The 21060-nt window shown below is 50.9% G+C and carries 17 protein-coding genes; 15 read left to right on the forward strand and 2 right to left on the reverse strand.

Annotated elements, in window-relative coordinates; translation table 11 throughout:
* Positions 1–948: 948 nt before the first annotated feature.
* On the forward strand, positions 949–1581 hold the full coding sequence (locus MMG03_RS08470) for a hypothetical protein (RefSeq protein WP_073158694.1): 633 nt from the start codon (positions 949–951) through the stop codon (positions 1579–1581).
* Positions 1582–1610: 29 nt separating this feature from the next.
* Here the strand turns inward: MMG03_RS08470 and MMG03_RS08475 are convergent, their stop codons facing one another.
* Complete coding sequence (locus tag MMG03_RS08475; protein ID WP_249506096.1) at positions 1611–2744, reverse strand: acyltransferase; 1134 nt, start codon at positions 2742–2744, stop codon at positions 1611–1613.
* A 45-nt stretch (positions 2745–2789) separates the two neighbouring features.
* Here MMG03_RS08475 and MMG03_RS08480 point away from each other — a divergent pair, with 45 nt between their 5' ends.
* Complete coding sequence (locus MMG03_RS08480; RefSeq protein ID WP_073285430.1) at positions 2790–4115, forward strand: GntR family transcriptional regulator; 1326 nt, start codon at positions 2790–2792, stop codon at positions 4113–4115.
* A gap of 197 nt (positions 4116–4312) precedes the next feature.
* Here MMG03_RS08480 and MMG03_RS08485 read toward each other — a convergent pair whose 3' ends face one another.
* Positions 4313–4978: an MBL fold metallo-hydrolase gene (locus MMG03_RS08485; RefSeq protein WP_073234425.1), complete on the reverse strand. Its 666-nt coding sequence runs from the start codon at positions 4976–4978 to the stop codon at positions 4313–4315.
* A gap of 66 nt (positions 4979–5044) precedes the next feature.
* Here MMG03_RS08485 and MMG03_RS08490 point away from each other — a divergent pair, with 66 nt between their 5' ends.
* The 13 genes from MMG03_RS08490 to MMG03_RS08550 all read left to right on the forward strand — a co-directional run bounded on the left by MMG03_RS08490 (position 5045) and on the right by MMG03_RS08550 (position 21010).
* Positions 5045–5851 (forward strand): alpha/beta fold hydrolase, encoded by an 807-nt coding sequence (locus tag MMG03_RS08490; RefSeq protein WP_249506097.1) that lies wholly within the window; start codon positions 5045–5047, stop codon positions 5849–5851.
* A 98-nt stretch (positions 5852–5949) separates the two neighbouring features.
* The gene (locus tag MMG03_RS08495) at positions 5950–7281 is read left to right on the forward strand and encodes a fibronectin type III domain-containing protein (protein ID WP_073158717.1); all 1332 of its coding nucleotides are present in this window, start codon (positions 5950–5952) and stop codon (positions 7279–7281) included.
* Between the two features lie 111 nt (positions 7282–7392).
* Positions 7393–8496: a VWA domain-containing protein gene (locus MMG03_RS08500; protein WP_073158720.1), complete on the forward strand. Its 1104-nt coding sequence runs from the start codon at positions 7393–7395 to the stop codon at positions 8494–8496.
* Between the two features lie 174 nt (positions 8497–8670).
* Positions 8671–9699 (forward strand): VWA domain-containing protein, encoded by a 1029-nt coding sequence (locus MMG03_RS08505; RefSeq protein WP_073158723.1) that lies wholly within the window; start codon positions 8671–8673, stop codon positions 9697–9699.
* Between the two features lie 178 nt (positions 9700–9877).
* Complete coding sequence (locus tag MMG03_RS08510) at positions 9878–10561, forward strand: DUF4956 domain-containing protein (RefSeq protein ID WP_073158725.1); 684 nt, start codon at positions 9878–9880, stop codon at positions 10559–10561.
* A 10-nt stretch (positions 10562–10571) separates the two neighbouring features.
* Positions 10572–11636: an HlyD family secretion protein gene (locus tag MMG03_RS08515; RefSeq protein ID WP_101479845.1), complete on the forward strand. Its 1065-nt coding sequence runs from the start codon at positions 10572–10574 to the stop codon at positions 11634–11636.
* A gap of 42 nt (positions 11637–11678) precedes the next feature.
* Positions 11679–13058 (forward strand): hypothetical protein, encoded by a 1380-nt coding sequence (locus tag MMG03_RS08520; RefSeq protein WP_073158730.1) that lies wholly within the window; start codon positions 11679–11681, stop codon positions 13056–13058.
* Between the two features lies 1 nt (position 13059).
* Positions 13060–13890 (forward strand): polyphosphate polymerase domain-containing protein, encoded by an 831-nt coding sequence (locus tag MMG03_RS08525; protein WP_073158733.1) that lies wholly within the window; start codon positions 13060–13062, stop codon positions 13888–13890.
* Between the two features lie 38 nt (positions 13891–13928).
* Complete coding sequence (locus MMG03_RS08530; RefSeq protein ID WP_249506098.1) at positions 13929–15587, forward strand: lamin tail domain-containing protein; 1659 nt, start codon at positions 13929–13931, stop codon at positions 15585–15587.
* 175 nt (positions 15588–15762) lie between these two features.
* A complete protein-coding gene (locus tag MMG03_RS08535) occupies positions 15763–17586 on the forward strand; it encodes a TolC family protein (RefSeq protein WP_088665966.1) in 1824 nt (607 codons plus the stop codon).
* 37 nt (positions 17587–17623) lie between these two features.
* On the forward strand, positions 17624–18622 hold the full coding sequence (locus tag MMG03_RS08540; RefSeq protein WP_249506099.1) for an HlyD family secretion protein: 999 nt from the start codon (positions 17624–17626) through the stop codon (positions 18620–18622).
* Between the two features lie 18 nt (positions 18623–18640).
* The gene (locus tag MMG03_RS08545) at positions 18641–19819 is read left to right on the forward strand and encodes an ABC transporter permease (RefSeq protein ID WP_249506100.1); all 1179 of its coding nucleotides are present in this window, start codon (positions 18641–18643) and stop codon (positions 19817–19819) included.
* Positions 19820–21010 (forward strand): ABC transporter permease, encoded by a 1191-nt coding sequence (locus MMG03_RS08550; protein WP_249269388.1) that lies wholly within the window; start codon positions 19820–19822, stop codon positions 21008–21010.
* The last annotated feature ends 50 nt before the right edge of the window (positions 21011–21060 follow it).

Consider the following 21060-nt stretch of genomic DNA (forward strand, 5'->3'; position numbering starts at 1 on the left):
TCCATCGGGGTGTATTCTCGACCTTTTTCTGAACAGGATTCCTTGGCGCAGGGAGAACCATTGTCAAAATTAAGGTTCTCCGCCATCCACAAAGTCTGTATCCGATTATAGTGATGTTATTCCGCTTGCGTTGGCTGTGTATCTGGTTGGCGGCAGTGATGCTCTAGAAAATTTGATGATGTCGCTTTTAAAGGAAGCTGTTCTTGGAATGGCCCAGAATGCAGGTGATATAAAGAAAAATAAGCATTTTTGTTAAAAGTCTAACTAAAAAATATTTGTTTATTATACACTCTGAATAGTATAGGGCTCCGAGCCATGAATACATGGGTGTGGGGCGATGGAGTAGTTGTCTTGACCCATGAACACATGGGAATGCATGTGTGCAGTAGTTGCCCTGGCCCATGAACACATGGGAATGCATGTGTGCAGTAGTTGCCCTGACCCATGAACACATGGGAATGTATGTGTGCAATAGTGGCCTTGAGCCATGAACACATGGGAATGCATAATACGAAATGTGAGTACGCAGAACTTTTACATGGGAATGCATGTGTGCAGTAGTGGCCTTGAGCCATGAACACATGGGAATGCATAATACGAAATGTGAGTCCGTAGAACTTTTACATGGGAATGTATGTGTGCAATAGTAGCCTTGAGCCATGAACACATGGGAATGCATAATACGAAATGTGAGTCCGTAGAACTTTTACATGGGAATGTATGTGTGCAATAGTAGTCTTGAGTCATGAACACATGGGAATGCATAATACGAAATGTGAATCCGTAGAACTTTTACATGGAAATGTGCCGGTGTAATAGTAAATTAGCGGAACTTTTTGTGCGCTTGTATACAAATGGTGGCTTTTAGTAAATATAAAGTATGATTAATTTATGCAAATGTTGAGCATAAGCTTTTTCTATATTTTGAGTAAATGAAGGTTATGGAGCATGAATCATAAAAAGATTAATTACTTTAGTGACATGGGGATGATTTCTTTTTTGAAGCAACATCTTGAAATCAGTGAGGGCGCAAAGATGATTACCAATCCCTTGCTTACCCATGCTGTTCAAAACTATGTAGCGCAAGTTTCTGCGTTGTCCAAAGTTATCCTGGTTCCCAAGAATTTGAATCTTGCTCAATGCCGTTGGAATATTGTAAATGCATATAAAATATGTCGACTGGGCGTAAAATCGCTTGCCCGCTATAATAGCTCCAAACACAAGGAACTGGTGTCTACTCTTGTAGAAGCCTTTGATGATGCCGTGTGGGGGTATCGTGTCGTAGAAGTGAAAGCGACCATTGTAAATGCGGTGCGGATCGCGTCTGCCATTCCCATGGAAAAGCTGAAGGAAGTGGCCATGGATGAACGGGTGGCTACCTTGCTGCGGGAATATAATCAATATGTTCAGTGCCGTAAGGCCCTGGATAACAACACCTCAAAAAAGAATAGCACCGAGTACGCCGTGTCTCGCAAGAACTGCCTTGTCGCTTACAGATGCTTATTTGAACAAGTAGAAAACCTAAGTAAAATCGGTGACCCCGACAGCAAAAAATTCATGGCCTGGCTAAGAGCACTGTAGATTAGATATGAGTTACGAGATATGAATTCTCACTTAATGCTCAGGCTTTCCTTGACGGTTGTCTTTTCCTTGCCGATGACTTTGTAGAGTTTGCAGCGGAACAGGGGAATGGCTCCGATTGAGAATGCGGTTACGATCAGGATCGAGAGGTAGGCGATAATAGGTTTGTCTAGCTGAGGCTTGAATACGATTCGCAACACCAGCAGCGCCCACCAGTGAACCGCCAGGATGATCAGGGCGTTCCGGGAGATGTTCCGCAGGATTCCCTTGACGATGCGCAGGACGTTTAAATCCGGCAGTTTTGAAAAAAGTTGGAAGGCCCCGATCAGCGTCAAAATACCAAAAATGGAACTCAATATGAACTGGGGCAAATCTTTTCCCAGGTCGTTGTTCATGATGCTGAACCAGGGATCTGGCTTTTCAAAATAGATGTAGAGGGCTAGTGCCGCAATCGTTAAAAAGAAAGTCAATAGGGAATGCTTGCTTAACTTCTGGATGGCTTCCTTACAGAGGTTGCCCAGGGCGAAGAAGGCAAGGCAGGTCAGGTCACGTTCGATTCCCAGGGGCAGGCGGATGTGGTTTTTGAAAAGCAACCAACCAGCGATTAAACTGCTTGCGGCAACGGCGGCTACAATTATTTTCTGAAGGACTGGATTCTTCGCGTTGCTCAGAATGACGCTGGTTTTTTGCACTCCAAAGAACATCAGGCTGATGGAATACAACGTAAATACAAACCAGATGGGTCCCGACCCGACGCTGGATTTCCCCGCCACGAATATCTTGGCCAGGTTCCATCCTACATAATCCTTGAGGGTGTGGATTTCGGGCCGGATTGTCAATACTTGCATCTTGGGGGCTCGGGGGAACCAGTCAAAGTTCCATACCACAGGATCTAGGGCCAGGAACAGCAGCGAAAGCCAGATGTAGGGGAGGAGCAGCACTTCGGTCTTGTGGAGGGCGTAGCTCTTGAAATCCTTGAATCGGCGGGTACTGAACAGCACCCCGGAAATAAAGAAGAAGGCGGACATGCGCATGGCGCTCAGGTGCAACATCCCGAAGTCGATATTCTTGAAGGACTGTTCCACATGGAATAGGCACACCAGTAACAGGACGAATCCCTTGAACTCGTCAATCCACAAAATTCTTCCCTTGCTCTGCTGCATGCTCGTATAAATTTATTATAGTTTAGGGTGAAAGAGGGAATAGACATGCTAATTGAAGACGTAAAGAAGTCCATTGCCGCAGCCGGTTTTAACGATGGCGACAAGATGCCGTCGGTTCGTAAGATGGCCGCCCAGTTGGGGCTTTCTACCGCTACCGTCCACAAGGCCTATAGGGAACTTTCGGACGAGGGCTTTATCAAGTCTTATCAGGGCAAGGGCTGTTTCTGGGGCGATCTGCCCGTGGCCATGTCGGTTCCCAAGAGCGATACCAATTCCGTAGTGGAAGCCCAGTTCGCCAGAGACCTGGAAGCGGGATTCCTGAATGCCTTCGAACGTTTGCCTTCTATTAAGGAACTGTCGATCCGCTACAAGGTTTCGCCCTACAGCGTCAAGAATTTTTTAAGCGCCCAGGTGGCCCGCGGCGTGCTGCGCCAGGTGGGGGCCAAGTATTATTTTAACGAAGAACGTCCGGTCGGATTTTCCAACTACATTATTTTCGTCCACCGTTCCGATGAACATGGCCATTTTAGGATCGATGCGGAACGTGAAACCGAAGTATTCCGCATGATGTCCCAGTTTGCAGCGGAACAGAAAATCGCGGTGCATTTCGTAGGCTATCACGAATCCAGCGATACCCTGTTTGCTTCGGATGGACGCCCCTTTGTTCCCAGGGATGACGTTCACTGTCTGGGTGCATTCCTGTCGACCTGGCTGGTGTTCAATCCCTCGAACCTGTTCAATCATTTTGCAAAGTTCACGGGCCCCATTTCGGTGTGGTGGGAGTATTCCCCCAATGATGTTCCCAAGACGACACAGAACCGAAAGAAGTGGGCGTTCTACAATGTGGCCTTTGGTAAGGAAGCGGGCGTTATCGTGGCGCAACACCTGAAGTCCAAGGGCTTGCAGAGGGTGCATTTTATTTCGCCCTTCCATAACAGCTTCTGGTCTAAGGCCCGAATGGAAGGTTTGGAAATTTCTGGATTGGAAGTTTTGCCTTTGGTGGATGACCGCTTTGCCAGTCCCTTTGATATTCCCGATGTGGCCGCCGAAGAGGGCGTCACTCCCCAGGCGTATTTGCGTGCCATGGTGGAACGGCTATTGGATGGGGCGACCCTCAATTCGTTTGTGTGTTCTAACGATTGGGTGGCCTTGACCTTGTTGGACATCTATAGCGACAAGGGCTACCCCCGTCCTTATGTCATCGGCTTCGACGATACCATCGAAAGCTACAAGTACGTTTTCGATTCCCTGGCCTTTAACGTAGAGACCATGGTGAAGGAATCGCTGTACCACATCACCTCTCCCAGCATCTACGCCAACTTCCGCCGACAAATGCAGACCCCCCTGGGGAAAGTGGTTGAGAAGAAGTAAGCAGTGAATAGTGAAGAGATCTTTTGACGTGTCATTCTGAACTTGTTTCAGAATCCCATGAATGCACGAGACCCTGAACGCCTGAAGCCTATCGCCTAGAGAAAATTATCATTTACGAGATATGAGTTAACAACTTAGGCACCGTTGGCGCGATTATCTAGCTCGTCGCTCACGGCTCATCGTTCCCCGCTCTTCGCTCAGAATTGCGATTTTCTTTCTTCTTCGATGGTTGTGCTTGGACCATGGCCGGGGAGTACGATGGTTTCTGGGGGCAGTGTCAACAGCTTGTTCTTGATTCCCGTTACCAGGGCGTGATCGTCGCCTCCGAAAAGGTCGGAGCGTCCGCGGCTTCCGGCGAAGAGGATGTCTCCCGAGAACAGTAGCGGAACCTCGATGCTTTTTGATGGAGCTAACTGCAGTGAAGCCTTTTCGCAGTAGAATGCGACGCCGCCGGGGGAGTGGCCTGCCACGTGAAGGACATGGAGTTTTACTCCGGGGACTTCCACTGTATCGCCCTCGGCGATATAGTCCCCCAGGGCGGGGGCGGGATCCTCAAACGGTAACCCATAAAGTTCGCTTTGTTCTTCCTGCAGATCCAAAAGAAATTCATCTTCCTGGTGGGCTTCTGCCTTTACGCCGTAGGTGCGTTCCACGAAGGCGTTGCCTAGCACATGGTCCAGGTGCAGGTGGGTATTCAGCATCCTTCGCACCGTCAGGTTATTCTCCTTGATGTACTTGTCCAATGTCTGCTGTTCCATTGTGTTTGAAACGCTGGGATCGATAAGGATGGCATCGCCCTGTTCGTTGCTCAATACGAAGCAGTTCACGCCGAACGGATTGAATGTAAAATGCTGAAATTTCATGATGGACCGAAAATAAAAATTTGACGTTCTGAATTTACTATATTTGTGCTCCTTACGGAGGTCGTTATGGCAGAAATCCTATCGGTAAAAACCGAAAAATTTGAAATGGAATACGCTAAGTTTGGTGATGGCCCCAAGACGTTCATCATTATTCCTGGTCTTAGCCTCAAGAATGTGTTGAACTCGGCTTCGTCGGTTGAAGTTGGCTATAAGATTTTTAAGCAGGACTATACCTGCTACCTTTTTGATCGAATCAAGAACCCTCCGGAAGTGTACCCCATTTCGCAAATGGCCGAAGACCTGGCCGAAACCCTCAAGGTTCTCGGAATCAAGGACGCTGACGTTTTTGGTTCGTCACAGGGCGGCATGGTGGCCCAGTACATGGCCATCAACCATCCGGAACTGATCCGTAAGCTGGTACTTGGTTCTTCCTTTTCCCGTGCGGAACCCCGCCAGCTGGAATGTATCGGTGGCTGGACCGACATGGCTATTGAAGGCCGTGCCGAGGAACTGGTGAATTCCTTCATCGACAACTGCTTCAGCAAGGAATTCGTGGATCGCTGGCGCAAGGTGCTGCTGAAAATGAATTCCGGTGTGACTCCCGAAGAAATGCATCGTTTTTCCATTATGTCTGCCGCCTGTGCCGGAGTGGATACTTACGATGACTTGGGCAAGATCAGGTGTCCGGTCTATGTGATCGCTGCCGGTAATGACTCCGTAGTCACGACTGTTGCTTCCGAAAAGATTTTTGCCAAGCTCCAGGCCGAAAACGTCCCCAGCGAATTCTTCATGTATGAGGGGCTGGGCCATGCCGCCTATGACGAAAATCACGAGTATAAGCAAAAAATTCTGGATTTTTTCAATAAGGCTTAAATCAGGTTTGTGGAATTGACGAAAAGGCAATAAAAATCTTACGCAATATGCTATATTGTATGCGAGTCCAATAGGGGATTTAACCTAAAGAGGAAAATATGAAAAAGATTCTCGTTCCCGCAGCTGCTATTGCTATGCTCGCAGCCTGCTCCGACAACACTGTCGTCAATTCTTTTGAAGAAGCCAAGTGCAAGGGCAAGATTACCCTGTCCGTGATGGATGGCGATGCCAACACTCCGGTCGCTGGTGCTTCTGTCCGCTCTCAGTACAGTGCCGCAACCGAAAAGACTGATTCCAGCGGTTATGTCGTTTTTGACAATAACGATATCGGTGGCTACATCTTCGAAGTTTCCAAGAGCGGTTACGCAACTGTCCGTTCCTATGTCAGCGTCGAAGAAACCGGTGCAAACGACGTGTCCCGCGTTCCTGACGTGGTGCAGACCATTCCCATGTACAAGGCTGGCGTCACCGTTTCCGGTAACGTCTACTACCGCGATGCCGAAACTGGCAACCTGAATCCGGCCAAGAACGTGACCGTGATCCTTTCTTACCCCGAAGCTTCCATCTTCCCGTCTGAAATCGAAATGAAGACTGGCAAGGATGGCTCCTACAAGTTCGAAGACGTGGCCGAAAAGGTTGAGTTTAGCATCGAAACTGTTCAGTCTACCATCGACGAAAAGATCTACATTCCCGAAAATTCCGTTTCCGCTGTGGGTGTCCGTACCGGTTCTTCCAAGGATATGGACATGCTGGTCCTGAAGCGTGACTCCAAGGCTCCTCACTTCCTGAGCAGCAATCTCAGCAAGATGGATACCGACAAGAACATCGAACTGACCTTCTCTACCGCTCTGGATGCAGACTCCCTGCTGAACAACTGGACTGTCAAGCGTAACGGTTATGCTGTTCTTACCACCCAGTCTCTGTCTAAGGACAAGAAGACTGTGGTTATCGAACCGGTTTCCGGTAGCTGGAGCGATGACGCTTCCTACACCGTTAACGGTGTTGCCTACAGCAAGGAAGGTGGCAAGGTTGTCTACTCTGACGTATTCACCATCGGTTCCGTTGCCCTGCCTGGTCAGGTCTCCAACTTGAAGGTCTTTGTGGATACCACCGGCTATGATCCTGAATACGAAGAAGACTATGGCTATAGCGATTCTGAACTCCTGGCCATGATGAACCTGAACCTGACCTGGAAGGCTCCCACTGGTGATGTAGATACCTACGAAATCTACTACAAGACCGACGAATCCAACGATTTCGTCCAGTTCACCTACACGTCTTCCACCAGCTACTCTGAAACTCTGACTAACCTGCCTTCTTCTATCACTTCTGCTGAAAAGGTTTCCTTCTACGTGCTGCCCAAGAACAAGACTGGCATGGCAAACCCCGAAGAAGCAAAGCCCGTAAGCTGGACTGTGGTTAAATTCTAAGCTTTTTTAAGAGCTGATTTTTAAGATAAGGTCTCTCTACGTAAGTAGGGGGGCCTTTTTTTGTATATTATGAACCGCTAAACGAATATTTGATGTCATTTGGAGTTTTTTATGGATATCGGTACCTTGCATTTTCAGAATCCCGAGGCCTTCTGGCTTCTGCTTCTAGTTCCTATTCTTATTGCCTCTTATATCTACCGCAATAGACGCCGCAAGAGTACCATCAAGTTCCCTGCCCTGTCCATCGCCAAGAAGGCGGTCCCCAGCCGTCGTGTCAAGTTCCGCCACATTGTGCCGGCCCTGCGACTGGCTGCCCTCTGCTGTTTTGTTTTTGCCCTGGCCCGCCCCCAGAATGCCATGGAAGTGGAATACACCTCTACCGATGGCGTCGATATCATGCTGACCTTGGACGTTTCGGGCTCCATGGGTACCTTGGATATGTTGACCCGCGCCGAACAGGCAAAACTTGGGGTCATGAATGCCGAACGAATTTTGAAGACCGGAGCCTACTGGAAGTATAGCCGTATGGGGTACGCTCAGGAGGTCATCGCAGACTTTATAAAGAAGCGCCATAGCGACCGTATCGGCCTGTCGGCCTTTGGTTCCCGCGCCATGACCCAGTGCCCCCTGACTCTGGATTACGGGAGCCTTCTTGAAATCCTGGGCGCCAGCGATGAACTGGCCAAGGATTCCGTTATTGCCGGCCGTACCGCTATCGGTGATGGATTGATGAACGCCCTGGCACGACTCGAAAAGTCCGAGGCCAAGTCCAAGGTGGTGGTCCTCTTGACCGACGGTAAGGATAACGCCAGCGTGATTCCGCCGGTTCGTGCCGCCGAAGTGGCCAAATCCCTGGGCGTAAAGGTTTATACCATTGGCGTGGGTAAGCGCAATGGCAAGATTCTGGCCTTCCAGCAGAACCCCTGGACAGGGGATATTAGCTGGGGCGAACGTGATATTACCCCCGAAGAAGGTATCGATGAAGATGTTCTGAAGGCTGTTGCCCAGAAGACCGGCGGCCGTTTCTACCGCGCCGAGAACAAGGACGAACTTGAAAAGATCTATTCCGAAATCGATGAACTGGAAAAGACAGAAATCGAGACGGTGGCCTATGCCCGCTATGCAGAAAAGTTTTACCCCTGGTTGTTAGTTGGCGCCCTGTTGATCTTGCTGGAACTGCTCCTCGCCAACACAAGATTCGTGAGGATCCCGTGAGGCAGGATTCAGATACAAGATCCTATAATCGCGCCGGAGGCGCCTGGCGTCACCCTGAGGGCGCTCAGGGTCTCGTGCATTCATGGGATTCTGAAACAAGTTCAGAATGACACGTCAAAAGACCTCTTCACTATTCACTGTTCACTATTCACTATTCACTCTTAACTATTTGCCATGCGTTTTGCTGAACCGATGTTTTTGTGGGGCTTGCTGACCCTCCCGCTGTTTGCCTTGCTCTTTGTGTACGCCTATCACCGTCGCAAGAAGCTGGCTGCCCGCTTTGTCTCTCTTTCCATGCTGCCGAAGCTTTCCACCTCGGTGTCCCCCTGGCGTAGACTTGCCAAGGTGCTGTTGCTGCTGTTGGCCATCGCTTTCTTGTTTGTGGCTCTGGCTCGACCCCAGTGGGGCCGTAAGATGGAACATATTGAACGTCGCGGTCTGGATCTGGTGCTGCTTCAGGATATTTCCCTTTCCATGTTGGCAGAAGACATCAAGCCGAACCGTCTGACCCGCAGCCGTCACGAGATTTCCGCCTTCCTGGAAAGCCTTTCCGGCGACCGCGTCGGTCTGGTGGCCTTCTCCGGCGAAGCCCAGGTCATGGTTCCCCTGACTCTGGATTACGGTACCGTGCAGATGATGCTCCGTGAACTGAATCCCGGCTGGCTCATGCCCGGCACCAATCTGGAAAACGCTATCCGCAAGGGTATGTCGCTGTACAGGAATGCCGGCACTGGTGGCCAGTATTCCGTCATGATCCTTATGAGCGATGGTGAAGAACTGGAAGCTGCCGCCGTGAATGCCGCCAAGGAAGCCGCAGAAATGGGGATCCGCATCTATACCATCGGTATCGGTTCCCGCGAAGGCGTGCCTATTCCCGTGCCCAGCCGCAATGGGGAAGTGGCCTACAAGAAGGACGTCCAGGGTAACATTGTGACTACCCGCCTTGAAGACGGAACCCTCCAGGAAATCGCCAGCGTCACCGGCGGCCTGTATTTCTATGCCAGTCCCGGTGAGTTCCAGCTCCAGAAGGTGCTGACCGAAATCGCATCCCTCGAAAAGAAGGAACAGGCCAGCGACCGTATGGAAAACTACCAGGACCGTTACCAGATTTTCCTGGGTCTTGCCGCCCTCCTCTTCTTGATCGAGGCTCTCGTATCCGAACGAGGCGGACGTAAAAAAATGCAAATAGGGCGTTTTAACTGATTTTTTAGATTATATTACGGTTGGTGTTTGAAAAATTGAGGTGATTTATTCCCGAAAATGGCCTCAAAGGTGCTGTTTGGTTTGCTTTGTTCAGCCGAATTTACACAAAAACCCTTAAATTTAGGGCTTAAAAAGGTAAATTATGGGGGCAAAAATACAGTAAACCAACGGAGTCTTTATGTTAGACCTTTTAGCTGTCCAGTCCGGCACAGCCAACGCTTCTCTGATTACTCTGGCCTACACTCTTATTCTGGCCTTTATTCTTTCTTCCGTTATTGCCTGGACTTACGAAAAGACCTTCCTTGGCCTGTCCTATTCCCGTAATTTTGTTCAGGGTATCGTCCTGAGTTCTGTGGTGGCCGCCATGGTGATGTCTGCCATCGGTGATAACGTAGGACGTGGTCTTGGTATGATGGGTGCCCTTTCCGTGGTTCGCTTCCGAACCAGCTTTAAGGACCCCCGCGACATCATGTTCATTTTCGCTTCCCTGGGCGCCGGTATCGGTTGCGGTGTGTACGCCTGGGGTGCTGCAGCCGGCGGTACCTTGGCCTTCTGCGCTGTAGCTTTCCTCCTTTCCCGTACCGGTCTGGGTACCAAGCACTTCTTTGACGGCATGCTCCGCTTTGCCATGCCCAATGAATCCGCTCCCCGTCAGGCTATCGAAGATATCATGCGCAAGAACATCAAGACCTACGTGCTCATTACCATGCGCGAGGTTGATGGCGGTGCCCGTGTGGATTGCGCCTACCAGGTCCGTCTCCGTGCCAACCGTCCTGCTGCAGAGATTCTGAAGGAACTTTCTGCTGTAGAAGGCATTTCTGACATTAGTTTCATGATGCAAGACGCCACCACGGAAATGTAAGGGGTAAAAGATGTCTAAGATTGAAGAAATTCTCGATAACTTCTGGAACACCCACAAAACCAATCCCGGTGTGGCCCACGTCTACAAGTACAAGCTGCTCTATGCCTGGTGCCTGAGCATTCTGGTGGTGATTGTCCTGGGTATGGTTTACCAGGGCAAGGCTACCATGTTCCAGGGTATTGCCGAAGCTGACGAAACTACCATCAGTGTTCCTAGCGCTACCGAAATTGTGAAGGTCCATGTGGTTCCTGGCCAGGCCATCAATGCCGGCGACACCATCGTCCAGCTGAACCGCCCCGACTTGACTTTGCGCATTAACGAAGTGACCCGCGAACTTGACGCCCTGGAAGGCCGCAGCAATCTTTCTACTGCAGAAATCGACCAGAAGGTGGCCGAAGTCAAGGCGACTCTCGCTACCCGCAGCTTGACCCTGAAGGCCGAAATCCGTAACCTTGAAACTGAATACAAGAAGAACAAGGAAATCGCCTCTAAGCTGAAGAGCCTCAAGAATTCTAACGGCGACAGCGATGGCAACGACGCCATGGCCATGCAGATCAAGAGCCTGAAGAACGAACTGGCAGTGGCCCAGGCCAACGCCAACGAACAGATCAAGTTGCTCAAGAGCAGCGGCCGCCTCCAGAAGACTACCGGTAAGAATGAAGCCGAAAACCTCCGCAAGGAACTGGCTGAACTCCAGAAGGAACAGGAAGAACTGATCCAGGTCGCCAAGGAAAGCTGGGTTGTAGGTTCCGTGAATGTTCGCGACGGCGAAAAGGTTTCCAGCTTTACTCCCATCGTGACCTTGACTCATAAGTCTCCCACCCTGGTCCGCGGCTACATCCACGAAAAGATGTACCAGCGTATGGACCTGGGCGAAAAGGTAAAGATTCGTACCTTGGGCGGTACCGGCAAGGCTATCGAAGGTAAGGTTGTGGGTCTTTCCAGCCGTATCGTTCCGTTCCCCACCCGTATGTGGAAACTGCCCGAAATGCCGATTTACGGTCGCGAAGTGACCATCTCCATTCCGGCAGACAATCACTTCCTCCTTGGTGAAATGGTAACGATTTCTGAATAGTACGTTTTTGAAATAGAACGTTTTGGATAACAGGTTTTTGATATGAAAAAGTTTGGGTTAATTTCTCTGGCTCTTGCCGCATCCGTTTTTGCAGGTCCTCTTACTTGGGAACAGCTGATCAAGTCCGCTGACAATGACCCTCGTTACCAGGCTGCCCAGAAGCGCGCCCAGATGACCGGTGGTGAAAGGAATACCAAGCTTTGGGACAAGCTGGAACTGCGCTACAAGCTTGATGGTTTCAGCTTTGCCCAGCACGACTTTGAACTTCGCATTACCCCCAAGGCTTTTGGCGAAGGTGCCGCTGACCGTGCCCACTGGGACGCCCAGGTCCAGTACCAGAATGCCCGTCTGGCCGAAGACCGTGGCGTGCTGATGTATGACCGTTATGAACGCGCCATCCATTACCTGATGCGCCTCCGCCTGAACAAGCTGACCAAGGAACAGTACCAGGTGAATGCCGACCGTATCGAGGTGATGCACCTGAAGTCCGGTTCTGCAAGCTTTAATCCCCAGGACCTGATGACCGCCCTCGAAAAGGAAGCTTCCCTCAGGGCTGAACTCATTAGCGACAGTACTTCCCTGATTAACGCCGAGGCAAAGCTCCGCCTGTGGGTGCCCGACTTTGATGGCGTGGAACTGGATTCCTCCTGGCTCCCCACCATGGAAGAAGTGGAAAAGGAAATTCAGGAAGGCATTACCGTAGACGAAAGCTTCCCGCAGATTGCCAAGGCTCTGGGCAAGAAGAATTCTGAAACTTCCAAGGCCAGGCAGGATGTGGCTTCGGGCCGCGACTATATTTCCCATGTAGGTATCGGCTACTCCATGAAGGTGGAATCCCTGATGGAGAAGTATAAGGATCTGGATGCCTATGATGTATTCTCGACAGGTTCCTATGCAGATTACAGGGACGAATTTACAAGCCAGACAGGCTGTACCTCTCAGTTGAACTGTACTTCTACGGCTAGCGTTCTTGTTCCCGATTATGACAACCGCAAGACTGCAGACAAGTTCTTCTTGAATGTGGGTGTCCGTCTGCCGTTCTTCGACAGCAACAAGGATAGCGAGCTTCGCTACCAGGTGGCTGAACTGGATGCCGAAGGGGACTACATGGATGTGGTCCGTTCCGTGAACCAGAAGGTGACCAAGATTGTAGAAGAAATCAATGCCTTGATTGCCCAGTGGAAGGTCCAGAAGGAATTTGTGGAACAGGTGAATGCCGGCTCTATCTTTGAACAGTTTGCAAAGAATGCCGGTTCCGACCCGCTGCTGTTGCTGCGTGCCCGTGAAAGCGGTATCGAAAGCGATATGCGCGCCATCAAGCTTGAAACCGAAGTGCTGAACCGTTATCTTGAATTGCTGATGTATGCCGGTGTGCTTTCCCAGGAAGGAACCATGAACCATCTGCAGAAGGGCCTGAAGTAATATGGCAGAAGCCCGCGGTTTTAGCCTTCTCGAACGCTTCGAGCTGAAGTACCACATTCCTGTGGAATGGGCCGACAAGATCGGCGCCTTCATTGCTCCCTATTGCGAAGAGGACTATTACTCCAAGATTACGCCCGGTGGATTTTACTGGATTACCAACCTGTACCTGGATTCTCCCACGTGGACTTTCCTGGGTTGGAAGAAGAAACAGTTGCTGGACCGCTTCAACATGCGTATTCGCACTTATGGTGAACACCCTGCTCAGGATGGGACGTTCCACTTTGAGGTAAAGCGCAAGATCAAGAGTATCTGCTATAAGAGTCGCGCCACCATCAAGGGAATCAATCCAGGCGAAGTTTGGCATATGAAGCCTGAGGAATGGCCCTGCAAGACCGACAAGGATCGTAAGTATCTGAAGGACTTTCTGTATAAGACAGAACTGCATGGCGCTCACCCCCGTCTGTTGACCCAGTACAAGCGTCGCGCCTGGTTCGGCCTTCGCGAGGAATATTCCCGCGTGACCATCGATACCGGCATGCGTTTCCGCGAAGAGAACGGTTTTGACTATACGGTGGACCCCCATTATATGCAGACCACGGGAATTCCCAGGTTCTTCTTGCCGGGCTGTGATGCGGTTCTGGAGTTGAAGTGCCCCTGTTCCCAGGTGCCTTACTGGATGATCGATTTGATTCGGTTCCTGAACCTTAAACAGGGTGGATTCTCCAAGTTTGGAAATGCTGCGGCTGAATGGCAGAGACTTTATGAAAATCCCCGCCGTTTCAAGACCCCTTATTGGACCAAGCTGGGCCAGACCCTAGAAGAAAATTTGTAATATAAACCTTAAGGCTTTATAAAAAGAGGATGTCTCCTATGGATATCAAGAAACTTATTTTGACCGGTTCCTGCGTGGCTGCCATGGGCATGTTCAGCGCCTGTTCCGATGATAGTGCTTCCGCTGAACCGGAATCCAGTTCCAGCGTTCAGATGATCACTTCCGTAGACGATAACGGAAACGAAGTCCTGGTGCCTGCATCTTCCGCAAGTGCTCCTACTTCAGCTGGTTCCGATGTCCTGGTGTCTAGCTCCGCATTGAGCGACAAGGATGAACCTCAAATGGCCTGCTCCGAAATCATGTACAACGCTCCGGATAGCTCTTCCCTGGAATGGGTGGAAGTCTATATCGCTGGCGGTATGGACATGGACAACATGCAGGACTTCTTGCTGCACCTGAGCGGCGACGTGTCTTTCGACTTCCCTGCTGAACCCTTGAAGAAGGGTGAGTATGTGGTGGTGACCAACGATATTGACAAGTTCAAGGAAACTTACCCCACCTTTACGGGTCGTGTCTTTGGTAACATGACCGGCAAGATGGTTAACGAAGGTGGCGTGGTGAATGTGAAGGTCCGTGGTGAAGGTGACGTTACCTGCGCCTTCAGCAGCGAACCTCCTTGGCCCAGCCTGGCCGATGGTAAGGGCCGTTCCCTGGTCTATACCGGTGGCATTGCCGCCCAGTCTGTTTCCTGGTGCGCCAGCGCTGTTGACTATGGCGTTCCTGGTGTAGGCAACGATGCCTGTGTCGATGCCGTGAATACGGTTCGCATTAACGAAGTCAAGCCTTATGACAGCGATGCTGATCATTCCTGGATGGAACTTTACAATTCTGGCTCTGAAGCTGTAGATGTGACTGGATGGAGGGTTCGTGTAAAACGTCGCAACGATACCTTGACCATTAAATCTGGCGTGGTGCCTGCTGGCGGTTATCTTGTTCTGGATGGTGTTGACGATTTTGATAAGGAACTTGTGGTTGCAAAGACTGGTGGTGAAATTTATTTAGACGGTACTGTTACCGGTCAGGAATCCAGCATCTGGATTCCCGCAAGTGAAGGTGTCAGCGGTACGATCGATGTTGCTGACGGTTCCATTGCCCAGGGTCCCCTGGCTAGCGCCACTCCGGGTGAAAAGAATGCCGCTCTGAAGCTGGGTTCCGTCTATATTGATGAAATCCATTACCATCCCGATGATAAGGGAGCTTTGCCCTTTGAATATATGGAACTGGTAAATGCTACTGACGCTGACATTTCTCTTTTCAGCACTACGGTGAATAGGGGCTGGAAGATTGAAGGTATCGGTTTCGAATTCACTTCCGGTAGTGTCATTCCTGCCCATGGCAGGATCCTGTTGATTCCTGAAAATCTGGAAGATATCTCTATCGATAACTGGGGTCCGGAACTTGTTCGTACCAGCTATGGAGTTCCTGCAGACGTTCAGATTTTCACCTATACCGGTAAACTTTCTAACCGTGGTGAAACTATCGCTGTCAAGGAACCCTTTGCCAAGGAAGAAGACCCTCGGGATCCTTCGAATGTCAAGTACTTCTACATTTGGCATGACGCAACCCTCTATTCCGATGCATGGGCTGGTCTTACCAGTGCTGACGGCATGGGTTATAGCTTGCAGCGTAAGGATTTGACCACCATGGGTTATGGCCCCTCTGCTTGGACTGCAGCGGAACCGACCCTGGGTAAGTAACGTTCTCCATCTAACTTTTCATTAAAAGTTTGCGGAAACCTAGTGCGGTAAACACTGGGTTTCTTTTTTTATTTATTACATAGGTTGTAAGTTTTGTGTAGTAAAAACGTAAATATCGTAAGTTTTGCTTACCTATGTGGTTTACCATAGTCCAGTTTATTATTTTTTACGTGGTATGAATAAGAGCTTGTTTATTGCATTGTCGTCTTGCGCCGTTGCCTTTGCAACGCCTATTTCTCTTGCTGATGCCATTGCCATGGCAAAATCCAGTAACTCCCAGATTAAGGCCGAAAAGGCCAAGGTGGAAATGGCTGAAAGTGGTCAGACCGAGGCTCGTTCCCGCTTCTTGCCCCAGTTGACTTTGACCGCCAGCGTTACCAAGATTAACGATCCCATTACCATTGACTTGAGTTCCTTGCAGGGACCCTTGGCCGATATCGCAGGGACTGCCGCTTATTCCAAGGCTTATATTTCTACATACAGTGCCGCCTACGAAAAGAAATATGGGGAACTGTATGATGGGGCTGTCAAACAGATGATGGCTGCCGGTTTGACGGAGACTCAGGCCAAGGCTCAAGCTAAGACCATTATTGATGAAAAGGCTGGAGATATTTGGAGTGGCGTGGTTTCTAGCAGGGATGCTCACAACGCCGCCGTTCAGCAGGCCGAAACTTACCAGAAGGCCACTTCCGACCAGATCAAGGAATCCAGGGATTTCGAGATGAAGGTTCAGGACGACGTTTTCTTTAACGCTCGTCTGACTGCCATTTGGCCCTTGTTTACCGGTTTCAAGCGCACCGCCGCCTACGACGCCGCCAAGGAAAATGTGACCGCCAAGAAGGCTGCCTTCGACATGGCTCAGAATACGGTCCTGATGGACGTGGCTACGAAGTATTTCACCTTGCGTCTGGCCGAAGAATTGACCATCATGCGAGAGGATACAAAGAAGAATCTGGAAGAACATCTGGAGCGGTCAAAAAAATTGGAAGAGGGCGGCCAGATTAGCAAGGCGGAACGCCTCCGTGCCGAAGTGGCTTTGGCCGAAGCCCAGAATGCTGTTGAAGATTCCTACCGCGATCAGACTCTGGCCCGCATGGCTCTTGCAAGCCTTTTGCATACCGATACCAGCCTGACTGCAACAACTCCGGTTCTTGCTCCCGAGAATATCCATTCTATGGAAGAGTTCAAGGCTTTGGCTTTGGATAAGCACCCCGGTCTCCGTCAGCTGCGTACCGAACGTAAGCGCTCACAGGATGCGGTTAGCGCTGCCCAGGGTGATTATTACCCTATGATCGCCTTGTTCGCCTACAAGGAACTTTATACCAAGGATTTGACCATTCTGGAGCCGGAATGGGCTGTAGGCGCCAAGCTCCAGTGGGATTTGTTCAAGGGTGGCGAAACCCGTTCCAAGGTGGCAAACGCCAAGGCTCTGGATCGCTCCCTGGCCAGCATGGAAGAACAGACCATGGATAATATCAAGCTGCTGGTAGAAAAGCGCTGGCGTGAAATGGAACATGCCAAGAGCCGCCTGGAAAGCTTGAAGAAGACCCGCGAACTTGCAGAAGAAGCTCATCGTAGCCAGACCTTGGCTTACGAGGCTGGCCTTGCTACGGGCCTCGATGTGGTGGATGCTGAACTTTCACTTTCCCGTTTGCAGGTGGCCGATTTGAAGGCTCATTACGATGCCGTGATTGCATGGCTTGGCTTGCTGGAAGCCAGTGGTGAAGTGGGTAACGCCGGAGAGATGATGGCTAACGTTCAGGCTCCTGTTGAACCGGCCAAGGTTTCTGAACCTGTGGCAGCCCCGGCTCAGCCTGTATTGCCTGTAGTTCAGCCCGCTGCTCAGACTGCGGCTCCGGTTGCTGAACCCTCTGTTCCGCCTGCAGAACCTGTTGCAGAAACTGCTGCACCTGTAGCCCCGGCTGCAGAACCTGCTGCAGAAACCGCTGCACCTGTACCCCCGTCTGCTGAACCTGCTGCAGAATCCTCTGCACAGTAAGTTTTACCACGAAGATTTTAGAAATGGAGAATGACAAATGAAGGCTATCAAGTTCTTAGGAAAGTTTTTTGTTGTTGCCGCCCTCATCGCTCTGATTGTCCTGGGCGTAACGACTTTGCAGAAGTTCGCTACCGAACCTCGCGATGCCTATTTGCAGGGCCAGATGGAAGCCCGTCGCGTTCTGGTGGCCGGTAAGGTTCCTGGCCGTGTGGAACGTCTGTTCTTCCGCGAAGGGGATATGGTCGAAAAGAATGCCATTGTGGCCATTATCAGCAGCCCTGAAATCGAGGCCAAGAAGATGCAGGCCCAGGGTGCTCTCGGTGCTGCCCGCGCCCAGGCTTCCAAGGCCAAGAATGGTGCCCGCTCCGAAGATATTACCGCCTTGAAGGCCATGGCCGATCGCGCTCAGGATGCCGCCAACTTGGCAAAGAGCACTTACGACCGCGTTCAGAAACTTTATAACGAAGGCGTTCTCCCGCTGCAGAAACGTGACGAGGCCGAAACTCAGATGAAGGCTTCCCAGTCTGCCGCCGATGCCGCCAAGGCTCAGTATGACCAGGCTCTTGCCGGTGCCCGCTCCGAAGATAAGGCTGCCGCCAACGCCCTGGTGCTTCAGGCTAAGGGCGCCAATGCCGAAGTGGATGCCTACCTGGAAGAAACCAAGATCCGCGCTCCCATTGCAGGTGAAGTTTCTGTGAAGCTGGTGGAAGAAGGCGAAGTGGTTGGCTCCGGTATGCCGGTGGTGGCCGTAACCGACCTGGAAGATTCCTGGGCAGTATTCCACCTTCGCGAAGACATGTTGAAGAATGTCTCCAAGGGAAAGGTCTTCATGATGTATATTCCCGCACTGGCGGCTCATATCGATATGGAAGTCAGCTATATCGCTTCTGTGGGTGACTATGCCACCTGGCGCAGCTCCAAGGAAAGTGGCGGTTTCGACTTGAAGTCTTTCGAAGTCCGCATGCGCCCCACCAAGAAGATTGAAAATCTCCGCCCGGGCATGAGTGTCCTTTTCCCCGTGGAACAGATTCAGTAATTCGGCTGGACGGTTCTAGTGTTTCGGAATTTCTTTAGAGCGGTTCGCAAAGTTTACTTCGGCCACAATCTGGTGTTGTGGCTGGTGCTTCTGATTTTGCCTGTAGGAACCTCTGTCTTTATGGTGGATGTGTTCTCGGCGGAAATCCTGCAGCACATTCCCATTGGAATTATCAAGCAGGACCGTAGTCAGCTGGCCGATAAGATCGAGGCCGGATTCAAGGCCAACCCGGTGTTGGATGTGGCCTTGGAATGCCATGACTTTAGCGAATGTGAACACTCCATTGTAAAGGGTGACCTTCAGGCTTTCGTGGTGCTGCCCTATGACATGGAACGTCGTGCGCTGCGCCTGGAAACACCGGTGGTTCCTGTTTATTCCAGTGGCCAGAATTACCTGACCAATTCCTTTGCCACCAAGGAAATCCGTACGGTGGTTTCTTCTGTGGGGGCTGGCGTCTTTACCAAGTCCATGGACGACCCGGTTAAGGTGCAGTTACAGTCTGTAGGAAATACCAGCGGAAACTATCAGGGCTTTCTGGGAATGGGGCTTGTGACGGCCATTTTCCATTTGGCAGGTATTCTTGCAGCCGTGTACTTGTTCAGCTTGACTTTCCGTGACCATCGCGTACGTGAATATTTGGCTGCTGCCGGTAATTCCCGCACCATCTTGTGGCTTGCAACAATGCTTCCGCTGGGTGTTGTCCAGTCTTTGGCCATGATCGGTGTCTATGCCTATACCCACCGCTTTATGGCGCCTATGACCTTGGACGAGTTCATTATGACTGCCGGTGGCCAGGTGGCCATGGTGTTTGCCTGTAATGGTGTCGGTGCGGCGTTTGTTGGCCTTACCGGAAACATGCGCATGTCTACCAGTGCGGCTGGCGTGATTGCGGGCCCTGCCTTTGCCTTTGCCGGTCAGACGTTCCCCATTATGGCTATGCCCTTTGCCGTTCGCTGCTTTGCCTTCTGCCTGCCTCTGACTCACATTCTGAAGGTGCAGTCCTGTATGTTGCTTGGGGCTGCAGGAAAGGCTCATGCCTGGAATTCCATCGAGATTCTTTTGGGGATGGCTCTCTTCTGGCATCTGCTTGCAGTTTTCATGCTGTCTACTCGCTGGAAAAAGAGGGCTGAACGTGAACGGGAACTTAACCTGCGCTCCGTAAGCATTATGGGCGACGAGATGGAGGAGGCTAAATAAATGTTTGAATTGTTTGCCCGACTCATCAAGGTTGCCTTTGCTGAATGGAAACTTTTCTACACGGATGCTGCCGCTGTCTTGCTGTTGGTGGTGGCCGGTATCCTGTATGCTTTTTATTATCCCACGCCTTACATGAACCAGACGGTGTCCAAGGTGCCTGTGGCCGTGGTGGATATGGACCATACGGTTATGTCTCGCCAGCTGACACAGATGTCGGCATCGGCCCAGCAGATCGACGTGCGCTATATCTTCTCTGATATGCGTGAGGCGGAAGAAGCTCTTGCCGACGAAAAGATTTACGGCTTCATGGTTATTCCCAAGGACATGGAAAAGACCTTGCGCAACGGCGGCAGTGTGAACGTGAATGTGTTCACCCATGGCGCCTACGTGATGCTCCACGGAAATATCGGAACCGCCTTTACCACTTGTGCCTTGACTGTTGGCGCTACTACCAAGGTGAAACGTATTGCCTTGGGAAAGAAGGTGCCTGCCGCCAAGGCCATGGCCATGCGCGACCCTACGCCCCTGAGCATCCAGACGTTGTATAACAACACGGGTAGCTATTCCAATTACGTGGTTCCCAGTGTATTGGTGTTGATCTTGCAGCAGACTCTGGTGATCGGTATCTGTGTTCTGGGTGGTGCCCGTGCCCACCGCAAGTTCCGCAAGAAATATCGCGAAGCCGCTGTAGAAAATGAGAAGTTGCCCTACCGCTATTTTGGTCGTTCCCTGGCGTACTTCTTGCACTATTGTAGCTTTATCCTGTTCTACCATTTCGTGGTCTATAATCTGTTTGACTTCCCCCGTCGCGGTCAACTCCTACCTATGATTGCCTTTGCCGTGGTGTTTCTGTTTAGCACCATCAATTTCGGCATGGTGCTTTCCCAGGTGTTCCTCCGTCGTGAAACCAGTATGCAGATTTTCCTCTACATGAGTATTCCCATTCTGTTCCTGGCGAATTTCAGCTGGCCCAGTTACCTTGTTCCCAGTTGGATGGTGGGGCTGTCGGCTTTGCTGCCTTCCACTTTTGCGGTACCGGCCTGGCTTAGCATTCAACAGCGTGGTGCCGACATTTACGAGGCTTCGGCCTTGCTGTACCCCCTGGCGCTGCAGGCAGTGTTCTATATGCTGCTGGGGCTGGTGCTTACCCGCATTCGCGACAAGACTCCGCTGAAGACTGGCGACATGTAGCCACTTACGAAAAAATAATGACGCGGGCCGTGTTTATGGGCTCCCCGTTT

The organism is Fibrobacter sp. HC4, from assembly GCF_023373925.1.
In the GTDB taxonomy this organism is placed as follows: Bacteria; Fibrobacterota; Fibrobacteria; order Fibrobacterales; family Fibrobacteraceae; genus Fibrobacter.

Bases quoted from the DNA above. Each gene is read 5' to 3' on its own strand.
- MMG03_RS08475 (WP_249506096.1), bottom strand. From the start codon at position 2,744: ATGCAGCAGAGCAAGGGAAGAATTTTGTGGATTGACGAGTTCAAGGGA.
- MMG03_RS08535 (WP_088665966.1), top strand. From the start codon at position 15,763: ATGAATAAGAGCTTGTTTATTGCATTGTCGTCTTGCGCCGTTGCCTTT.
- MMG03_RS08505 (WP_073158723.1), top strand. From the start codon at position 8,671: ATGCGTTTTGCTGAACCGATGTTTTTGTGGGGCTTGCTGACCCTCCCG.
- MMG03_RS08470 (WP_073158694.1), top strand. From the start codon at position 949: ATGAATCATAAAAAGATTAATTACTTTAGTGACATGGGGATGATTTCT.
- MMG03_RS08490 (WP_249506097.1), top strand. From the start codon at position 5,045: ATGGCAGAAATCCTATCGGTAAAAACCGAAAAATTTGAAATGGAATAC.
- MMG03_RS08500 (WP_073158720.1), top strand. From the start codon at position 7,393: ATGGATATCGGTACCTTGCATTTTCAGAATCCCGAGGCCTTCTGGCTT.
- MMG03_RS08530 (WP_249506098.1), top strand. From the start codon at position 13,929: ATGGATATCAAGAAACTTATTTTGACCGGTTCCTGCGTGGCTGCCATG.
- MMG03_RS08485 (WP_073234425.1), bottom strand. From the start codon at position 4,978: ATGAAATTTCAGCATTTTACATTCAATCCGTTCGGCGTGAACTGCTTC.
- MMG03_RS08495 (WP_073158717.1), top strand. From the start codon at position 5,950: ATGAAAAAGATTCTCGTTCCCGCAGCTGCTATTGCTATGCTCGCAGCC.
- MMG03_RS08550 (WP_249269388.1), top strand. From the start codon at position 19,820: ATGTTTGAATTGTTTGCCCGACTCATCAAGGTTGCCTTTGCTGAATGG.
- MMG03_RS08480 (WP_073285430.1), top strand. From the start codon at position 2,790: ATGCTAATTGAAGACGTAAAGAAGTCCATTGCCGCAGCCGGTTTTAAC.
- MMG03_RS08525 (WP_073158733.1), top strand. From the start codon at position 13,060: ATGGCAGAAGCCCGCGGTTTTAGCCTTCTCGAACGCTTCGAGCTGAAG.
- MMG03_RS08520 (WP_073158730.1), top strand. From the start codon at position 11,679: ATGAAAAAGTTTGGGTTAATTTCTCTGGCTCTTGCCGCATCCGTTTTT.
- MMG03_RS08510 (WP_073158725.1), top strand. From the start codon at position 9,878: ATGTTAGACCTTTTAGCTGTCCAGTCCGGCACAGCCAACGCTTCTCTG.
- MMG03_RS08515 (WP_101479845.1), top strand. From the start codon at position 10,572: ATGTCTAAGATTGAAGAAATTCTCGATAACTTCTGGAACACCCACAAA.
- MMG03_RS08540 (WP_249506099.1), top strand. From the start codon at position 17,624: ATGAAGGCTATCAAGTTCTTAGGAAAGTTTTTTGTTGTTGCCGCCCTC.